Below are 18,463 nucleotides of genomic sequence, written 5' to 3' on the forward strand. Positions count from 1 at the left end.
TTTGTTTACTTGAAATTATTCAGAAGAGGGATCAACAATTTTTTTTATTTTTTGAATATTTATTCAAATAATGAATTTCAGTAATTTGCCATAATAGAAGGGTTGGCACCCCAATTAAAATATCTCTGGCCCTGCGCAAGAGAGAGAGGCTGAAGGATAAATGGGGATCAATGCCAAATATACTGCCTAAAAGAACGTATGCGCCTTCTTGTATACCAACACTAGCGGGAACAAGAAACCCGATGGAAAGGGCAACACATACAAAAGCCTCGATAATAACGGCCTCCTGAATGTTGATTGAAGCTCCCAGGAATTTATAACAAAGCCATGTTCCAACTGCACCAGCCAACCAGCCTATTAAATGGATAATACAGCTTAACAGAACATTTTTTGGATTCGACCAGATTTGATTGATTGAATTTTGAAAGGAATCTGCATTGGCATTAACTTGATCCTCCCATTGTTGGGCAATATTTTTGCTGAGAAAATTGACAAGTTTTTTAATTAAGGCGCTTCCTTGTCGTTGGGACCAAATAAGGGAAATGCTGCCTATCAACAGAAAAAAAATTCCAATGATGATAAACCATTTAAGATTGAGTTTGGTGCCGGGAACGGTAATATTTTGTAAGGTCTCATGATATTGTCCAATTATCAGGAAGCATATGCCAACAATGATAAAAACAATTTGTCCAAGTGTCTCGGTGGTAATATCAACGATATTCGAGCTGACGGCATGGGCAATTGAAAGATCTTTAGGGTTTTTAATATAACGGTAACCTTTAAAACATACGGCGCGGATACTTAAAAGAATTCCGCCAACTTGTGAAAAAGGTAGACAGGTTGCCGCAGATTCCCGTAAGAAACGGGCCCATATCAAGCGCAGTATGCCTATATCAGGACAGATGACATGCCAAGCATAACTTAGTAAAAGAATGACAATAACCTGCCATGAAGAAAGAATGAGTAATCCTTTTATTCCCACCGAGGAAAAAGATTGAACAATACTGTCCATACCAACCCAGACAGCTCCGCCAATGAGAAGGGTAAGTCCGAGAAAGAACAAAATAATTGAGATTTTTTTCAAAACAAACCGTATGTTATTTTATTAGAAAGTTATTTTATATTATTAAATTATTTGCATACTAGTTAGAAATAGAGCTAATTACAATACACGTTCCTACGTATCTTAGTTATTGATTTGCAAAACTTAAAAAATATAAACATGATGAATGAGGTCGAGATGGTCGCGCCAACGTTTGTGACAGGAGCAACAGGCTTTGTAGGTTCTGCCGTAGCCCGCAATTTAATTGCCCATGGACATCAACTTAAATTATTGGTTCGGGCGAATAGTAATCGTCAAAATGTGCATGGATTGGAGGCTGAATTGGTCGAGGGGGATCTGGCTAATCCCACAAGTTTTGCCGATGCGTTGCAAGGGTGTCGATATCTTTTTCATGTGGCAGCTGATTATCGGTTATGGGTACCGGATCCTAACAGAATGATGTATATTAATGTCGAAGGCACACGTCAGCTGATGCTGGCCGCAATGGAAGCCGGCATTGAAAAAATTGTTTATTGTTCTTCTGTGGCAGCCCTTGGATTGGTTGGGGACGGCAGTGTTGCTGATGAAACAACACCTGTTCATCATATAATTGGTGCTTATAAACAGTCCAAATATCAGGCTGAACAGGCTGTGTTGGAGCTTGTAAAAAACAAAAAATTGCCGGCGGTGATTGTTAATCCCTCTACCCCCATTGGTCCTGGCGATATAAAACCCACTCCTACGGGAAAAATGATTTTGGACTGTGCCTCTGGAAAAATGCCCGCTTATGTTGATACAGGCTTGAATATTGTGCATGTTGATGATGTTGCCAATGGGCATCGGTTGGCTTTGGAAAAGGGACGTATTGGTGAAAAATATATTTTAGGTGGTGAAAATATGTTATTACGGGAACTCTTTTCAATTGTCGCTGAAATTGCTGGTGTAAAACCTCCCTTAATAAGACTTAATCAGAAGGTTTTGTGGCCGGTAGCTGTTATTTCGGAGTGGTTGGCTCGTACACTTAATATAGAGCCACGGGTTACGCGTGAAATGCTGATGATGTCTTATAAAAAAATGTTTTTCTCTCCTGCCAAGGCAGAAAGGGAACTTGGTTATACATTCAGGCCTGCAAAAGAGGCCTTGAAAGATTCCCTGTTATGGTTTTGGAAGCAAGGATATCTTAAACAATAAAATAATTTAAAGACTTGAAATTTAAGATGAATATAAATGGTGCAATATTATGTTAGTATTGGCAGGTATTTCTTTTGCAATCTGGATAGGATTGATTTTTTTTCATGGTCGTTTTTGGAGTAGGGGACCGATTTTATATCCTCTATCTCGGGAAGAGCAAAAGAAGCAGGATTGTTGGCCAGAATTGCATGTTATTGTCCCGGCGCGTAATGAGGCGGAAACAATCGAGAACGTCATTTTATCCTTGTTAAATCAGGATTATGCTGGACGGTATGATGTTACATTGGTTAATGATGGAAGTACTGATGGAACCGGAACACTGGTCAGGAAACTGAGGGAGACCTTGTCGGAAGATCAACGTGAAAAACTACAAATTGTTGATGCATCTTTTCGTCCCGATGGATGGAGTGGTAAATTGTGGGCCTTGTCACAAGGAATAACAAAGGTTACTCAACAGAGGTCAATGAAAAATTCTTTTTTCTTTTTTACTGATGCCGATATTTTTCATGAACCGACTCATCTTTCCTCTTTGGTAAATAAGGCTTTACGGGATAATTTGAATTTAGTATCCGAAATGGTAAAGCTTCGTTGTGAAAGTTTTTTTGAAAAAGCCTTGATTCCTGCCTTTATTTTTTTCTTTTGTATGCTTTATCCTTTTTCAAGGGTGAATAAAGCTTCGAGCACTGTTGCGGCAGGGGCGGGCGGAACAGTTTTAATTCGAAAAGAGGCCTTGGATCGGATTGGTGGTATTGCAGCGCTGAAAGATGCATTGATTGATGATGTAACCTTGGCGTCTTTGGTTAAAAGAAATTGCGGAAAAATTTATCTGGGACATAGTTCTCAAGCTGTTTCATTAAGGCCTTATGAATCTGTTGAATCCATTTGGAACATGATTACACGTTCTGCTTATGTTCAGTTGAATTATTCATTGGTTTGGTTAATGGTAACCATTATCTTGATGACGCTGATTTGGTTCACGCCTTTTTTACAGGTTGTTTTTTCCCAGGGACGTGTGCAGCAACTGGCATTTATCACCTATATGATGTCAATTTTGTCATTTGTTCCGACCTTATCTCGTTTTCAAATTTCCTATTTATGGATTTTGGTTTTACCATTTATTGCTTTGTTCTATTTGTTTGCGACAATTGGTTCAGCAATTAATTATTACCGGGGGAAGGGAATGGTCTGGAAAGGCAGGGCTTATACAGACAATTCCGGTACAGCTCATGAACAGGAAACCGGTATGGGTTTAGGAGATCTGGTTTCAGTACGGAATGGGCACAAAAATGCAAAACAGAAGGATTAATTTATGCGTTCAGTGAATAATCATTGTGATCTGTATGATTTTTCAATTTGGGGGAATGAAGATGTTTCTTCTGGCAAGGGGGCAAAAGATGAGAATTTTCCAGTAGGATCTTTATTGATTAGCCGTAAATTGAGACCTCATGTACAGGCATATTATAATTTCGCAAGGGTTATTGATGATATCGCTGATTCCGAAATGTTAAGTTCGGAAGAAAAAGTTAAACGATTGAATGGAATGCAGGCTGTTTTATGTGATGATGTGCCGGCACCCGATCGGGCTGATGTCCAGTCTGCAAGATATTTACGTAACAGTTTGTTGGAAACGGGTGTATCTTTTGACACTGCAACGGATTTATTGATTGCATTTCGTCAGGATGCAGTAAAAAATAGGTATGAAACTTTTTCCGAGCTTCTCGAATATTGTCGATACTCTGCCAATCCTGTTGGTCATTATCTACTTGATCTTCATAAGGAAAATGCTGATACAAGGCCAGCTGCAGATGCGTTATGCACCTCTTTACAAATTCTTAATCATTTGCAGGATTGTAGGGCTGACCTCATTCGTCTTGATCGCTGTTATATCCCGTTGGATATGCTGCGTGCAGAAAATGTTGACGTGCAGGCGGTTAAAGACGAGGGAACAATAAGCGGATTAAGGAATGTATTTGATTATATTCTTGACTATATTGATGATTTAAACAGGGAAGCCGAACAATTAATACGATTGACGTCCAATCGACGGTTAAGAATGGAGAGTTCTGTAATTCTTACGCTTGCATGTTCCTTGACTGAGCATTTGAGAAAAGAGGATCCATTGGCAACAAGAGTGAAACTGAATTATAAGGATGCGATCAAGGCTGTTCTATATGCTTGTCCACATATTTTAAGATAATAGTCCTGAAAAAGATAAATTATTGATATAGGGTAATAGATTATCCTATTATTTAATTTGCTAATTTTTGTTTTCTTGCTTAAAACTGACTTAATTTATTTTTAACTATGGAAAGGTCCGATCAAATTATGCAAAAGCCGCTAGCTGAAACTGCACAGATAATGGGATGTAGCGAGCTTGATTTGATCTTTGTCGAGGCAATCGTTCGTCATGCCAAGACATCTTTTGCCGCAGGCATGAAAATGTTATCCCCTGAGCGTCGTTACGGTATGTTCGCCTTGTACAGTTTTTGTCGCATTGTTGACGATATTGCGGACGATATGGGTGAACCTGAGGTTAAACAGAAACAATTGCAGAAATGGCGCGATAAAATTGAGCTTCTGTATAATGGAAAGGCTGATGGTTCCGTTGAGAATGTATTGCTGGGCTCAATTCAACAGTTTGGATTGAGGAAAGAAGATTTTCTTGCCATTATTGATGGTATGGAAATGGATGTATTAAATCCTGTTATTGCTCCTGATGAAGTCAAACTAGATTTGTATTGTGATCGGGTCGCTTCGGCAGTGGGTCGTTTGGCAATCCGGATTTTTGGGGATTCATCAGAAGCGGCTGAAAAAGTCGCTTATCATTTGGGCCGGGCACTACAGATAACAAATATTTTGCGCGATCTAGAGGAAGATATCGAACGAGGGCGCTTGTATTTACCGAAAGAATTGTTGGAACGTTTTCATATTTCCCTGATTCCTGAACGATGTATGGAGAATCCCTCAATTCAAGAAGTTTGCAATATTATGTCATATCGTGCCCTGGATCATTTTCGTTCTGCCGCGAACTATATGAGGCAATGTAAAGTTGATGCCATTCGGCCTGCAAAAATTATGGCAGCTACTTATCGCTTTTTATTGGGTAAACAAAAAAAATTGGGGTGGAAAAAACCTTTTAAAAGAGCATCCTTATCGACAGGGGAAAAAGTTATTGTTGGTATGGCTGGATTGATGGTATAGCGTTCAATAATATGGCAAAGAAACATATTCATATTATTGGTGGGGGGCTGGCTGGCTTGTCTGCCGCTGTCTTTTTATCTTCAAGGACAGATGCGCAAATCGCGCTTTATGAAGGAAGTCCAACATTTGGTGGGCGGGCCCGTTCTTTTTATGATTCAAAATTGGATCGTTTGATCGATAACGGTAATCATTTAATTCTTTCTGGAAATGATGCCGTTTTTGATTATTTGAACAAAATAGATTCCATGAACAGTCTGACCAGTTCAGGAATTCCCCTATTTCCCTTTTTTGATCTTGATGAAAACAAACATTGGGATGTTAGTTTATCAAATGGAAGATTCCCTTGGTGGCTATTTAGTAAAAACCGTCGGGTTCCAGGTTTTAAATTTCCCGAATTGATGGCTTTGTGGCATTTAATTAAGGCAAATCATAGTCAAACTGTTGCCGATTGTTTGGTAAATGGTGAATTTTCCCGTCGTCTTCTGAAACCGTTTGCCATTTCTGTTTTGAATACTTCTTGTGAGGTTGGTAGCGCAATTTTGCTGGGTTCTGTTGTGCGTCAGTCTTTGCTAAAGGGAGGAAAGGCCTGTGTTCCCTATTTTCCAAGGGAGGGATTGTCAGAAACCTTTGTAAAACCGGCTTTATCTCTGATAAAATTGCAAGGGGGCAAAGTTCATGCGACATCCCGTCTTTCTGAACTGCATCGGAAAGACGGATATATTGATTATTTTATCGTGAATAATGAAAAAATAGAACTTAATTCAGAGGACCAGGTTATTCTTGCGGTTAATCCTTATACGGCAAGACAGGTTTTATCTCCGATTTTACCTGACATTCCCTTGCCAGATGAATTTGAAAGTATATTGAATCTTCATTATAAAGTTGATTTTGCCTTGCAAATGAAGGGGAGTGTCGAAAAGGCAAGGTTCATCGGTGTTATTGGTGGAATTAGTGAATGGATTTTTGTTAAAGACGGGGTGATTTCGGTAACTGTAAGTGCCGCCAATCGTTTTACGGGGTCCGATCCTGAAAATTTATCAAAATTAATTTGGCAGGAAATCAGGACAACCCTTGAACCTTTCTTTTTTTCCCCTTTGCCTGAAGACGTGCCGTCCTATCGTCTGTTGTGGGAAAAAAGGGCCAGTTTTGCCGCAACGATAGAACAAAATAAACGTCGTCCTTCCTGTTATACGATATGTCCAAACCTGTTTTTGGCAGGAGACTGGACCGCTACAGGTCTTCCCTCAACAATTGAGGGGGCTATCCGTTCGGGATATAAGGCGGCTCAGGCTATTTTATAGCTTATAAACTCGGGATAATTAAGGTTAGATTTTTTATCAAAATTCAAATAGTAATGGTTTATTTATAATAAAATAAGGAAATATTCAATTATGCTAGATCATACTGGTGATTTGGGAAAGGGAATAGATAATGACGATTTGGACGCAGCAATTTCTCGAGCACAGCATGTATTAACTGAACATCAGAATGAAGATGGACATTGGGTATTTGAACTGGAGGCGGATGCAACTATCCCTGCTGAATATGTATTGTTGGAACATTTTCTGAATCGTATAGACCGGGATTTGGAAAATAAAATTGGCGTGTACTTGCGCCGTATCCAAGGGGATCATGGTGGATGGCCTCTTTATTATCAAGGAAAATTTGATCTTTCGGCTTCCGTAAAGGCTTATTTTGCTTTAAAGGCTATTGGGGATGATATTGATGCACCCCATATGAAACGTGCCAGAGAGGCCATTCTTGCGCATGGCGGTGCGGAAAGAACCAATGTTTTCACACGTATTCAAATGGCGTTGTTTGGTGAGGTTCCATGGCATGCCACTCCTGCAATGCCGATTGAATTGATGCTGATGCCCAAGAAAGCATTGTTTTCCATTTGGAATATGTCATATTGGTCCAGAACAGTTGTTGTTCCTTTATTGATTCTGGCCGCTTTGAAACCCAAGGCGATTAACCCTCGTAGTATTCATATTCAGGAATTGTTTGTAACTCCGCCTGATCAGGTCAGCGATTGGATTAAGGGTCCGTTCCGGTCTTATTGGGGACATGTCTTTAAAGGACTGGATAAAGTTGTAAGACCTGCTGAAAAATATATTCCATCTGTTTTACGAAAAAAATCCATTCAGAAAGCATTGGAATTCGTTGATGCACGATTGAATGGGGAAGACGGGCTGGGAGCAATTTATCCAGCCATGGCAAATTCTGTGATGGCATATCATGCGTTGGGAATTGCCGATGATGATCCACGCGCTGCGATTGCTTGGCGTTCTGTGAAAAAATTATTGATTGAGACGGATACAGAAGCCTATTGTCAACCTTGTGTTTCACCTATTTGGGATACTGCCTTGACTGGCCATGCCGTAATTGAAACCATAAGTCATAATCGAGCAGTGGATCGAGAGGTAACCTCACAAAAATTGGCGAAAAGTTTGAAATGGCTGAAAGATCGCCAGATTTTGGATGTAAAGGGAGACTGGATTATTAACTCTCCCGAAACAGCTCCTGGAGGATGGGCATTTCAATATAGAAATGATTATTATCCAGATGTTGATGATACGGCTGTTGTCGGTATGTTGCTACATCGTGATTGTAATCCGGAACATGCCGAATCAATTGAACGTGCCCGTCAGTGGATAATTGGCATGCAGAGCTCGAATGGTGGTTGGGGGGCCTTTGATATCGACAATAATAAAATGATCCTGAATCATATCCCTTTTGCCGATCATGGCGCGTTGCTGGATCCTCCTACGGCTGATGTAACGGCGCGTTGTGTTTCTTTCCTGGCACAGCTTAATTATCCCGAAGATAAAGCGGTAATCGATAAGGCAATTCAATATTTACGTTCTGAACAGGAAGATGCAGGTTGCTGGTTCGGGCGTTGGGGAACGAATTATATTTATGGAACATGGTCGGTTTTATGCGCCTTAAATGCAGCTGGAATTTCTCATGAAGATCCAATGATAAAACGTGCGGTTAAATGGTTACTTTATGTACAGAGACCAGAGGGAGGATGGGGTGAAGATGAAGCCTCCTATGAGGATGCGCCAAAAGGCGTTTATAATCAAGGCATGCCTTCTCAGACTGCCTGGGCATTACTCGGATTAATGGCAGCGGGACAAGTCAAACACCCAGCGGTGCAAAAAGGGATGGCCTGGCTGATGAGCGCCCAGAAAGAAAATGGTCACTGGGAAGAAAACCCTTATAATGCCGTGGGGTTTCCAAAAGTGTTTTATCTTCGTTATCATGGATATAAACAGTTTTTTCCTTTATTGGCCTTATCACGTTTTCGCAATCTTCAAGCGAGTAACAGTGGAAAAGTCGAGGTTGGGTTTTAATGATATACAACCGCCTTGGTATTTTGGTTGGAATGGATTTTGAGGCAAGATTAGCCTCAACTTTAGCTCCCGCTGCTGTTGAAACGAGCGGGGCTACCTATCTGGGTGCAAAAAAGGCCCTTGAGCGATTGTCGGTGGAAAAAATTGATTCAATCGTATCTTTTGGATTTGCTGCCGGTTTGGATCCCGTTATTAAGGCAGGTACAATATTATTGTCGCATAGTGTAGTTGCCGAGAATAGGGAATATCATGCGGATGCCGAATTAAGGACCTGGTTGGGGGCGGAAAAATCAGAAGTCAAGCTCGGAAGTTTATTGCATAGCAATGAAATTGTGACCTCTGCCCAAAAAAAAGAAAGGCTTTTTAAAGATTCGGCCTGTTTGGCAGTTGATATGGAAAGTGGTCTGGTTGCGCAGTTTGCTCAGGAGAAACATATTCCGTTTGCTGTTTTACGTGTTGTATGCGATACGGCAAGTCGGAATCTTCCACCTCTTGTTTCTTCAGTCTTGACACAGGATGGCAAGTTGAATTTTTCCAGGATTGCCGGAAGTCTGTTAACCTGTCCATTCCAGATTAAGGATTTGTTTGGCGTGGGTATGGATATGGCTCGAGCATACTGGCATTTAAAACGGTATCTTGCCAATTTTCATTAGAAAATATTGTATAATATGTGAAATCCCTGTTACAGAATTTTATGGTAACAGGAATATTTATTTTCTAGAATTTCATCTGTTTTTTCAAAGATTCTATCGCTGAAGGTACATCAGGAACAACTTCAAAGAGTTTCAACAGGGACTTATCTGCAAATCCCTGTTCGATGGTATTGTTTAATTGATCATGAATGCCCCTAGCCCAATTATCGACATTTACAATGATGATCGGTTTATTATGGAGCTTTAGATAGCGCCAAGTAAGTATTTCAAAGAATTCGTCAAAAGTCCCGATACTTCCAGGCATAATCAGATAGGCATCTCCTTCGTCATAAAGAATCTTTTTTCTGGAATGCATATCTTCGGTAACGGTTAAATCATTTACACGAGAATGTTGCCCCTCTTTTTTGATAAGGAATTGCGGGATAATACCTTTGACGGATCCACCAAGGTCAATCATGGTATTTGATATTATTCCCATCAAACCCACACTGCCACCGCCAAAGACAAGTCGTAATTGATTGTGAACAAAATGGCTTGCCAATTCTTTTGCCGCCTGAATGTAGATGGATTTGTTTCCGCATTTTGAACCGCAGAAAACGGTAATTGAGTAATTGTAATGAGTCATGAAATTTTCTTTAATATATCATTGTTAAATAGAGGCTGTTTTATTCTGATAATATAGCCCATAGGTTAACAGAACACTACAAAAAGCAAAAAAACTGGCTGACAAATAAAGATAATCATATCCAAGATGACTTTGGATTAGACCCAGTAGGGGACCGGAAATAAAAAGGGCCATATCCAGAAATAAAGAAAATGAGGCAAGGGCCGCTCCTTTATTTTCACTACTGACTTTTGATATGGCAATAACACCCAAGGCTGGATAGATGAGTGAAAAACCACATCCTGTCAAGGTCGCTCCAATATATGCACCAATTATTGAGGTTTGTGTGGCAAGCAGAAGAAGACCAATGGTTTCTGTAAATAGGGAGATGATAGAGACAATATAACCACCATATTTTAAAAGTGAATTTTTGAAAATAAATCGGATCATGACAAAGGAAACGCCAAAAATTGTCAAGGCAATGGCAGATCCTGTCCAGTGGTTGCTAATAAAATATAAGGCAATGAAAGTTTGAATACTGCCAAATCCGATAGTTGATAAACCAAGACAGCAGCCGTAAGCTGAAATTCGTTTGAATACCTTGGTAAAAGATAAACGTCTAGCGGTTGGAACGGGAATGATGGCTGGATAGGTTGATGCTAGAAGCATTGATGCTGAAGCCAGAATGACAGTAAGAATAGAAAATCCAGATAACCCGCCTATAAAACCGATGGGCTGTGAAGCAAGATAAACCCCTAAGGGGGCACCAATAGCCATGCCGCCATAAGTGGTTACACCATTCCATGATATGACATGGGTTGCGTTTTCAATTCCTACCCTACCTATATTCCAGACATTAACACCTGTTGATGCCCAGCTTTCTGAAATACCCATGCAAAAGCGGCCTAGAAGGATGATTATTAACGCCATAAGAGGTTGATGGATAAAAAATAAAGCCAAAATTGTCAAAAGTCCCCCGCACGCACTAATTCCCAAACCTATAATGACTGCACTTTTGGCCCCTTTGGTATCCAGCCATTGACCCGCTCCCGGGCGACTTATAAAGGTGGCAAGATAGGCTGCGGAAACAGCAATTCCGGCAATTATACTATTATATCCGAGTTGTCTGTGAACAAATACAGGTATTGTAGCCAAAGGCATACCGATATTTATGAAACATACAAGATTAAAAATGGCCGCGGCAAGAATCTTTAATGTAATGGGTTTTGGTTTCAGATAGGATAAAATCATTATTGGTTATTAAATAAAAAAATATCTCTTTAAAATAAAATTTTATAATAATAGGAGTTTATTTTGCAATCAATTCTTTGCAATGTTGATCATAGGATAACAGAATCTCTTGATCGTTTATTCGAATTTTTACGCATTCCAAGTATTTCAGCTATTCCAATCTATAACAAAGACTGTCGAAAGGCAGCACAGTGGTTACATGATTACTTGCGTAATATGGATTTGGATGTGCAGATTTGTGAAACTGGGGGACATCCAATCGTCATGGCAAATTCTCCTGAAATAAAGGGAGCCCCGCATGTTTTATTTTATGGACATTATGATGTACAACCTGTCGATCCACTGGAATTATGGGAAATACCACCTTTTGAACCTTGTATCCGAACCGACGCAACAGGAAAAGAGGTTATTCATGGGCGTGGATCATCAGATGACAAAGGTCAAATTCTTACTTTCCTGGAAGCCTGTCGTGCGATTTATATGAAAGACAAGCAATTTCCATTGAATATCACCTTTATCTTGGAGGGTGAAGAGGAAAGTGGAGGAGAACATTTACCTACCTTTTTGGCGCAACAGAAAGAAATCTTACATCCTGATATTGCTTTTATTTGTGATACGGATATGGCTACTCCGGATGTGCCAGCAATCACTGCCATGGTTCGTGGCTTGGTTGGGGAAGAGGTTACCGTTTACGCGGCTAATCGGGATTTGCATTCGGGATTATACGGAAATGCCGCTCAAAACCCTATTCAGGTTTTGGCTGAAATTATTGCAGCATTACGTGATAATACAGGAAGGGTCACCATTCCAAATTTTTATGAAGGGGTGCCTGAAATTGCTAAAACGATTCGTCAAAAATGGCAGGAAATTGGTAAAACCGATAGAGACCTGCTTCATCCAATCGGTTTGCAATATCCGGCGGGTGAGATTGGATTCAATGCCGTTGAACAGACATGGTGTCGTCCTTCGTGTGAAATCAATGGAATTACGGGGGGATATGAAGGACATGGGTTTAAAACGGTTATTCCAGCTCAGGCTTCAGCCAAAATTTCTTTTCGCTTGGTTGGGGGACAGGATCCAATTCAAATTCGGAAAAATTTTCGGCAGTTTGTAAAATCGAGAATACCCAAAGATTGTAAAGTTGAATTTGTTTCTCATGGTGTTTCAAATGCAAGTATGGTTTCCCTTGAAGGAAAGAATTTAAGTAAAATTAGTCAAGCGCTCGAAGATGAATGGCTTCATAAAACAGCCATTATTGGCAGTGGAGGCGCCATACCTGTGGTTAATGATTTACAGCGTGAATTCGGAATAGAATCTTTTTTAATCGGGTTTGCAAATGCTGATGATTGCATTCATTCCCCGAATGAAAAATATAATCTTTGTTCATTTCATAAGGGGATACGATCTTGGATTCGAATTTTATATGCGTTGGGAGACTAGTTTTGAAAAATTTCCTGTAATGGTGATAGATAGGTGGTTAATTTGACGCGTAAAGGCATTAAATAAGCATTTTGGTTTGTTTTTTTGATCATTTGTAAGGCTTTTTTTGCAAAATCAATGTTGGCCTGTAAACTTGTTTCAAAATTATGTGGAAAGACAACTTTGTTGGTAATTTCCCAATATGATTTCGATTTTGGCCCAATGACAGGTGATAAACCCCAAAAAACGGTTTTGTTGTGTAACCAATCCATACAGAGTTCAAGCATTTTCTCATCAAAAATGGGTTGTGTAAAAAAACCACAGGCTCCCGCTTCTTTTTTTGACAGGACATGTTCAAGTTCTTCCTTGGGAGAACGACGGTATGGGTCAAAGGCAGCATACAATTTCAGATGCGGGAGTTCCCTTCGATATCGTCTTAAAATGCTTTCAGTTGAATTGGGATATGTATGTTTGTTGAAATCGGAGGGAGGGTCTCCCTGAATAACCAGAATTTCTTGTAAATTATTGATATCATGTCCGGGCAATGGAAGGTCGGGATTTATATCAATTGCTCTTATATGAGGAATCGAACGTGTATAATATGAAGAGGTAATCTGAAAAACGTTCCAGCTTCTTAAAGAAAAACGCATGAGATCTGGAATATTGATGCTGTCGGCAATTGGGAAACATTCCTTGACTTGTTTTATATCACTAATGATATGATTTCTATCTCTAGGAATTAACTCTACCGAGATTCGTGTCATAACGAATTCCTTGTAATGAAATAAATGGATTTGAAATAATAGATTTAATTTCTTTAATGTTTAAACTGTTAATATAAAAATAAAATAGAATAAAGTTAATTTAGTTAAATGGTTGCGACATATTTAAAATGTATGATGATGGTTGCTGCATTTCATCATTTGCCTTCCTCTGTTTTACCGGCAATACAACGTGTGGAGGGTGGGGCTCCTAATCTTGTCTCCAATAACAAGAATGGCACGCAGGATTTGGGGGTAATGCAGATCAATACACGTTGGATTGTTCCATTGATGGAAACAACGCATGAAACCGGTCAAGTCATCTATCAACGATTAAAACAGGATAATTGTTATAATATAGCCGTGGCGGGGGCGATTCTTAAATTGTATCTTGCAGAGACAAATGGAAATTTAATGCAGGCGATTGGCAATTATCATTCTCATACACCTGAATTAAACAATCATTATCAGTTTCAAATCATTCAAGCCTCTTATTTGAACAATAATTTTTCAATAAGGAGAAAAAAAGCTGGAAAATATCTCTCTCCTTATCAGCATCGTTTAATGAATGTAAAAAAAAGAAGAAAATTTAAAAAGAAAACCGTTAGAAACTGATTATTTATCTAGTTTTGAATTTATACAAAAATCAGCCTATCCGCTTATACTATTACCATGTGCTACGCGTTGAGTTTTAACTCTCGGACTTCGTTTTCGAGAGGATGCTACAGATGAGTTTTTTGGTTTTACAGTCGTTTTCTTGTTTGGTAATTTTGTTTTAATCTCAGATACGGCATTCAAGGTTAATTTATCATAGGATGCAGTTTTTTTATCTTGCAATTGCTGGGGAGGTTCTGAATCACTGATTTTAAAACTTAAATTAATTTCAGATTTAGATTGTGGGTTGGGTTCGGTGGCAACCATATACGGAATATCGGTCCCGGTTGATAGTTCCGTGCTTACCGTTGTAGAAGGTATAGGTGGTTGATCAGAAGCCCTGGGTAATCTCCCTTCCGCGGCACCATACATTATATAATGGATAAAAGGGTTAATAGTGCTTGCAGCAACGTCAGGATAGGTATTCAGATAAAAGGTGGTATTAAAAAAACGGTTAGGATTTCGTCCCTCTCGAAATCCGAAAAACAGATAATGTTCAACAGGATCCGCATTGGCGGCTGCAATATCTGGATAGGTTTTTAAATACCAGGCTGAATCAAACAGTAAAGAGGGAAAATCAATTTCAGTCATTTTAATTGTTCACTTAAATATTATATTAGCAAGTTTTAGTTTCGTTTATAGAAAACAATCTAATAAATTGTAAACCGCTTTTAAATGATTTAGTTATTAATATTAATCAAGCGGTTTAAGAAATTATTGTTATATTATTGCAATAATTATAATAAGAAATAGTTCTGGTGTAAATTATTTTATCGTATTTCTTGCTGCTTGTAATGTATTATGCAACAAACAGGCAATAGTGACAGGACCGACACCACCAGGGACAGGTGTAATTTTTGCAGCTTTACCCAAAGCCTCTTCAAAAGCGACATCACCTATCAGTTTGGTCTTGTTATCTTTTGTCGTGATACGGTTTATGCCGACATCTATAATAGTCGTACCTTCACTGATCCATGATCCCTTAACGAGCTCACTGCAACCAGTCGCAACAATAAGAATGTCTGCTTGACGGGCAAGTTTTTCAGGATTGCGTGTATGAATGTGGGCAATAGTTACAGTGCAACCTTCTTGTAATAAAAGTTGTGCCATGGGTTTGCCCATCAAGTTTGACGCTCCAATAATGACTGCATGTAATCCTTTCAAACTGGAAAGTTCTTTTTGCAATAACATTAGACATCCAAGTGGGGTGCAGGGTATAAATCCGTCTTTATGTCCAAGCGCAAGTTTTCCTGTATTATAGGCTGTCAAGCCGTCAACATCTTTATGAGGGGTGATTGCCTGAATAATGGTGTCTGCATTCAACCCTTTTGGAAGAGGTAGCTGTACGAGAATTCCATGAATATTAGGATCTTTATTCAATCTTGCAATTAGATTCAGGATTTCTTCTTGTGTGGTTGTTTCAGGAAGAAGATGCATGAACGAACGCATTCCCACCCTGTGTGTCTGTTTTGTCTTGTTTCTGACATATACCTCGCTGGCAGGGTCATTGCCGACCAAAATGACGGCAAGACCGGGGGTTACATTTTTTTCCTGCTGCAGCAGCTTGACTTCCAGAGCTATTTTCTGGGTCATGTTTGCGGCAAAGCCTTTGCCATCAATTAATTGCGTTTTCATAAGATATCAGTGACCTTTATTATATTCAACTGGTTTTGGGGAAAGATAAAATCATATTGTTTCTTTTGTATTGTTTGCCCTGATGTCCCATTCATTGGCGATTGCTGCAATAATTCCATTACCCAAAACACTTGTTGCAGTTCTTGCCATATCAAGAAACTGATCAATTCCGACAATTAATAGCAGTCCAGCTTCGGGTATTCCAAAACCTGGCATGACAGCGGCGAGCATTACCATTGAGGCGCGTGGAACTCCTGCGATGCCTTTACTGCTGATCATCATGACCAGGAGCATCATGATTTGTTTTTCAATGGGCATATGAATACCATAGGCTTGTGCGATGAAAATGGCGGCAAATGAAATGAACATCATGGTTCCACAAAGGTTAAAGCTATAGCCTAAGGGAACGACAAAGCTAGATATTTTGGGTGGAACACCGAATTTTTCAAGTTGTTCAAGTAATCTTGGAAAGGCAGACTCACTACTGGCGGTTGCAAATCCCACCATTACAGGTTCGGCTATGAATGGAAGAAGTTTAAACACTTTTTTTCCCATCATGAAATAACCAGTTCCGATCAAAATAATGAACATGACGAGAATGACAGCATAAAACTCGATTAAAAACAGTCCATAGCTTTCAATTACATGTAATCCATTACGGGTTGCTATTGAAAGAAGTGAAGCAAAGACAACCAATGGTACAATAATCATGACCATATCGGTGACTTTCAGCATAACTTTGCCTACTCCATCTGTTACATCTCTTACCAGTTGACATTGTTTGTCAGGTAAAGTGGCTAAAGACAAACCGAAAAAGACAGCGAAAACAACCAACTGTAACATATCGTTATGAGCCATTGCGTCAATGACACTATCAGGAACGATATGAAGTGTAAATTTAATAAGGTCAAAATGATAAATTGCATGAGATTCAGAGACAGGTGGTAAATTATGCGTAAAATTCTTGCCTGGCTGGATGATATTGGCGGCAAGCATTCCAACACCCAAGGAAACGATAGAGGCACCGATAAACCAAAAAATAACCTTGATCCCGATGGTTTTTATGGTTTTAGTATCTTGAACGTTCCCAATCCCGGCAATAAGCGTGGCCAGAACCAGAGGTGCCACGATCATCTTTATCAGGCGCAAAAACAAATTGACAATTAATTCAGACAAGGTCAGAATAAAATTTGATAACGTTATTGAGCCATTTGCTGACTTATAGATAATAACATCTCCAAAAGCATGACAGATCAACCCAAAAACAAGTCCCAAGATCATGGTGGAACCAATTGTAACCGCATGTTTGACAAGGGTACGTGATGTAGAAGGGTTATTATATTGGAGCTGGGTTTCTGCCATACTTTATATTTCCTCAAGTCATAAATTACACGATTAAATCTTTTTTTAGGTAACGAAGGAAGAGAGAGTCAAACTAATTTTTTACTACGTAACAAACAGAATGCAGCGATTGTGACCATACAAGTTATTTGTCCGGTTTGAATCATTTCCTCGAATTGAGTTAACGGGATTGTATGACAGGTCATATGCAGTTCTGTCTCTTCGCGTTTCGGGGAATGTTGTGTTAAATCAGTGGCAAGGAAAACGTGACCTTTTTGGGTTGAATAGCCTGCCCCCTGATATAATATACCTCCATGTACCATATTGGCGGCACGCAAACCTGTTTCTTCCTCCAGTTCTCCGGCAGCAACCATCTCGGGGGTGGCATCTGGTTTTAATTCCCACATTCCCATCGGCAGTTCCCACATAAATTTACCCACAGGATATCGGTATTGTCGAATAAGGGTGACTATTTTAATTCCCTCATTATTAATATGCAGTGGTAAAATAACAGCGAATTCGTTTCGTTCTACAACACCAAACATGCCTTTTAACCCGTTGGGATAGCGTATGATATCCTCACGGATTTTTAGCCAACGGTTTTCATAGGCAATACGTGATGATTCCGGAACAATCCCGCCTGGATCTGCTTGACCAATAATTTTTTTGTCCGTGTCTAGTTTTTGGGGCATTGTTGTATCCATTTTTGTAGGGTTTCTTAATTTTTGTTTTTCATGGTGGATTTTTTTTCTTTCCATAATTCTGCGAAATCAATGGGTTGCAAAAGAATAGAGGGTAGATTGGATGTGCGACTTATATTCAGGATGATATTGCGAATTTCTGGAAATAATAATTCTGGAGCATGTATCATCAACAATTCTTCTATATTGGCAGCCTTTAAAGTGGGAAGGGTCACAACTGCACCATATTGTAAGTCAATTTCAAAAATAGAAGTTGGTTCATCATCATCTTCAAGTTGTTTTTGGCTGGTACAATTTAGGATAACGATAATTTCGAATTGGGGGTAATCCTTTTCAATTTGCTGGGCATTGACATTAACGGTTACGGTAATGTCGGATTTTGGAGATACCTTAAGAAAAACTTTGGGTGTATTAAAAATTTTTACGTTTAATTCTCGAATATATTCAATGTTGGTGACTAAATCCTTAACTGGGATGATAGGTAAAAAAAATGTTTTTTCTTCATGTTGTTTATTAGACATTGAGCATTCTCTTTTAAATTAAATATTTATAGGTATAAAATTATTAATAAATTGAATCGAAAGACCTGTTTATAAAATCAAATTGTTTTTTTTGAAAGTTTTTTTGAGGAAAGCAAAAAACCGAATACAGGCA

18 protein-coding genes are annotated in these 18,463 nt (G+C 39.2%); 9 read left to right on the top strand and 9 right to left on the bottom strand.

What is annotated here, in order from left to right; all coding sequences use genetic code 11:
• Positions 1–31: 31 nt before the first annotated feature.
• A complete protein-coding gene (locus tag U0839_RS02605) occupies positions 32–1,084 on the bottom strand; it encodes a lysylphosphatidylglycerol synthase domain-containing protein (protein ID WP_155566011.1) in 1,053 nt (350 codons plus the stop codon).
• A gap of 156 nt (positions 1,085–1,240) precedes the next feature.
• Here U0839_RS02605 and hpnA point away from each other — a divergent pair, with 156 nt between their 5' ends.
• The 7 genes from hpnA to U0839_RS02640 all read left to right on the top strand — a co-directional run bounded on the left by hpnA (position 1,241) and on the right by U0839_RS02640 (position 9,443).
• A complete protein-coding gene (gene hpnA / locus U0839_RS02610; RefSeq protein ID WP_155566010.1) occupies positions 1,241–2,233 on the top strand; it encodes a hopanoid-associated sugar epimerase in 993 nt (330 codons plus the stop codon).
• Positions 2,234–2,282: 49 nt separating this feature from the next.
• Entirely contained in the window at positions 2,283–3,539 is a 1,257-nt protein-coding gene (locus tag U0839_RS02615) for a glycosyltransferase (protein WP_413550017.1), read from the top strand.
• 3 nt (positions 3,540–3,542) lie between these two features.
• Positions 3,543–4,430 (top strand): squalene/phytoene synthase family protein, encoded by an 888-nt coding sequence (locus U0839_RS02620; RefSeq protein ID WP_155566008.1) that lies wholly within the window; start codon positions 3,543–3,545, stop codon positions 4,428–4,430.
• A 128-nt stretch (positions 4,431–4,558) separates the two neighbouring features.
• Positions 4,559–5,434 carry a presqualene diphosphate synthase HpnD gene (gene hpnD / locus U0839_RS02625; protein WP_155566007.1) on the top strand — a complete coding sequence of 292 codons (876 nt, stop codon included), beginning with the start codon at positions 4,559–4,561 and terminating at the stop codon, positions 5,432–5,434.
• 11 nt (positions 5,435–5,445) lie between these two features.
• Complete coding sequence (gene hpnE, locus U0839_RS02630) at positions 5,446–6,735, top strand: hydroxysqualene dehydroxylase HpnE (protein WP_155566006.1); 1,290 nt, start codon at positions 5,446–5,448, stop codon at positions 6,733–6,735.
• 90 nt (positions 6,736–6,825) lie between these two features.
• Entirely contained in the window at positions 6,826–8,790 is a 1,965-nt protein-coding gene (shc, locus tag U0839_RS02635) for a squalene--hopene cyclase (protein WP_413550018.1), read from the top strand.
• A complete protein-coding gene (locus U0839_RS02640) occupies positions 8,790–9,443 on the top strand; it encodes a hypothetical protein (RefSeq protein WP_155569656.1) in 654 nt (217 codons plus the stop codon). Before shc ends, U0839_RS02640 begins: the two co-directional genes overlap by 1 nt.
• Positions 9,444–9,507: 64 nt before the next feature.
• On the opposite strand, the gene U0839_RS02645 is transcribed toward U0839_RS02640, so the two are convergent.
• On the bottom strand, positions 9,508–10,068 hold the full coding sequence (locus tag U0839_RS02645) for a TIGR00730 family Rossman fold protein (protein ID WP_122124083.1): 561 nt from the start codon (positions 10,066–10,068) through the stop codon (positions 9,508–9,510).
• Between the two features lie 24 nt (positions 10,069–10,092).
• Entirely contained in the window at positions 10,093–11,298 is a 1,206-nt protein-coding gene (locus U0839_RS02650; protein WP_413550019.1) for an MFS transporter, read from the bottom strand.
• 63 nt (positions 11,299–11,361) lie between these two features.
• Between U0839_RS02650 and U0839_RS02655 the strand changes: the two genes are divergently transcribed.
• Positions 11,362–12,738, top strand: coding sequence for a dipeptidase (locus tag U0839_RS02655; protein ID WP_413550020.1), 1,377 nt, complete (start codon positions 11,362–11,364; stop codon positions 12,736–12,738).
• On the opposite strand, the gene U0839_RS02660 is transcribed toward U0839_RS02655, so the two are convergent.
• On the bottom strand, positions 12,735–13,481 hold the full coding sequence (locus tag U0839_RS02660) for a methylenetetrahydrofolate reductase (protein WP_413550021.1): 747 nt from the start codon (positions 13,479–13,481) through the stop codon (positions 12,735–12,737). The genes U0839_RS02655 and U0839_RS02660 overlap by 4 nt on opposite strands.
• Before the next feature lie 108 nt (positions 13,482–13,589).
• On the opposite strand from U0839_RS02660, the gene U0839_RS02665 reads away from it, so the two are divergent.
• On the top strand, positions 13,590–14,093 hold the full coding sequence (locus U0839_RS02665; protein ID WP_155565999.1) for a lytic transglycosylase domain-containing protein: 504 nt from the start codon (positions 13,590–13,592) through the stop codon (positions 14,091–14,093).
• Positions 14,094–14,129: 36 nt separating this feature from the next.
• Here the strand turns inward: U0839_RS02665 and U0839_RS02670 are convergent, their stop codons facing one another.
• From U0839_RS02670 to U0839_RS02690, 5 genes are all read right to left on the bottom strand, one after another.
• Complete coding sequence (locus U0839_RS02670; protein ID WP_155565998.1) at positions 14,130–14,723, bottom strand: hypothetical protein; 594 nt, start codon at positions 14,721–14,723, stop codon at positions 14,130–14,132.
• 174 nt (positions 14,724–14,897) lie between these two features.
• Positions 14,898–15,767 carry a bifunctional methylenetetrahydrofolate dehydrogenase/methenyltetrahydrofolate cyclohydrolase FolD gene (folD, locus tag U0839_RS02675; protein ID WP_155565997.1) on the bottom strand — a complete coding sequence of 290 codons (870 nt, stop codon included), beginning with the start codon at positions 15,765–15,767 and terminating at the stop codon, positions 14,898–14,900.
• 51 nt (positions 15,768–15,818) lie between these two features.
• Positions 15,819–17,129, bottom strand: coding sequence for a dicarboxylate/amino acid:cation symporter (locus U0839_RS02680; RefSeq protein WP_413550022.1), 1,311 nt, complete (start codon positions 17,127–17,129; stop codon positions 15,819–15,821).
• Between the two features lie 68 nt (positions 17,130–17,197).
• Positions 17,198–17,800, bottom strand: coding sequence for an NUDIX domain-containing protein (locus U0839_RS02685; protein ID WP_155565995.1), 603 nt, complete (start codon positions 17,798–17,800; stop codon positions 17,198–17,200).
• A 26-nt stretch (positions 17,801–17,826) separates the two neighbouring features.
• A complete protein-coding gene (locus U0839_RS02690) occupies positions 17,827–18,330 on the bottom strand; it encodes a protein-export chaperone SecB (RefSeq protein ID WP_155565994.1) in 504 nt (167 codons plus the stop codon).
• Positions 18,331–18,463: the final 133 nt, after the last annotated feature.

Origin of the sequence: Commensalibacter sp. A3DC (genome assembly GCF_047307945.1) — a bacterium.
Classification (GTDB): domain Bacteria; phylum Pseudomonadota; class Alphaproteobacteria; order Acetobacterales; family Acetobacteraceae; genus Commensalibacter; species Commensalibacter melissae.

Coding starts and splice junctions, on each gene's coding strand:
- hpnA (WP_155566010.1), top strand. CDS start 1,241: ATGGTCGCGCCAACGTTTGTGACAGGAGCAACAGGCTTTGTAGGTTCT.
- U0839_RS02615 (WP_413550017.1), top strand. CDS start 2,283: ATGTTAGTATTGGCAGGTATTTCTTTTGCAATCTGGATAGGATTGATT.
- U0839_RS02620 (WP_155566008.1), top strand. CDS start 3,543: ATGCGTTCAGTGAATAATCATTGTGATCTGTATGATTTTTCAATTTGG.
- hpnD (WP_155566007.1), top strand. CDS start 4,559: ATGCAAAAGCCGCTAGCTGAAACTGCACAGATAATGGGATGTAGCGAG.
- hpnE (WP_155566006.1), top strand. CDS start 5,446: ATGGCAAAGAAACATATTCATATTATTGGTGGGGGGCTGGCTGGCTTG.
- shc (WP_413550018.1), top strand. CDS start 6,826: ATGCTAGATCATACTGGTGATTTGGGAAAGGGAATAGATAATGACGAT.
- U0839_RS02640 (WP_155569656.1), top strand. CDS start 8,790: ATGATATACAACCGCCTTGGTATTTTGGTTGGAATGGATTTTGAGGCA.
- U0839_RS02645 (WP_122124083.1), bottom strand. CDS start 10,068: ATGACTCATTACAATTACTCAATTACCGTTTTCTGCGGTTCAAAATGC.
- U0839_RS02650 (WP_413550019.1), bottom strand. CDS start 11,298: ATGATTTTATCCTATCTGAAACCAAAACCCATTACATTAAAGATTCTT.
- U0839_RS02660 (WP_413550021.1), bottom strand. CDS start 13,481: ATGACACGAATCTCGGTAGAGTTAATTCCTAGAGATAGAAATCATATC.
- U0839_RS02665 (WP_155565999.1), top strand. CDS start 13,590: ATGGTTGCGACATATTTAAAATGTATGATGATGGTTGCTGCATTTCAT.
- U0839_RS02670 (WP_155565998.1), bottom strand. CDS start 14,723: ATGACTGAAATTGATTTTCCCTCTTTACTGTTTGATTCAGCCTGGTAT.
- folD (WP_155565997.1), bottom strand. CDS start 15,767: ATGAAAACGCAATTAATTGATGGCAAAGGCTTTGCCGCAAACATGACC.
- U0839_RS02680 (WP_413550022.1), bottom strand. CDS start 17,129: ATGGCAGAAACCCAGCTCCAATATAATAACCCTTCTACATCACGTACC.
- U0839_RS02685 (WP_155565995.1), bottom strand. CDS start 17,800: ATGCCCCAAAAACTAGACACGGACAAAAAAATTATTGGTCAAGCAGAT.
- U0839_RS02690 (WP_155565994.1), bottom strand. CDS start 18,330: ATGTCTAATAAACAACATGAAGAAAAAACATTTTTTTTACCTATCATC.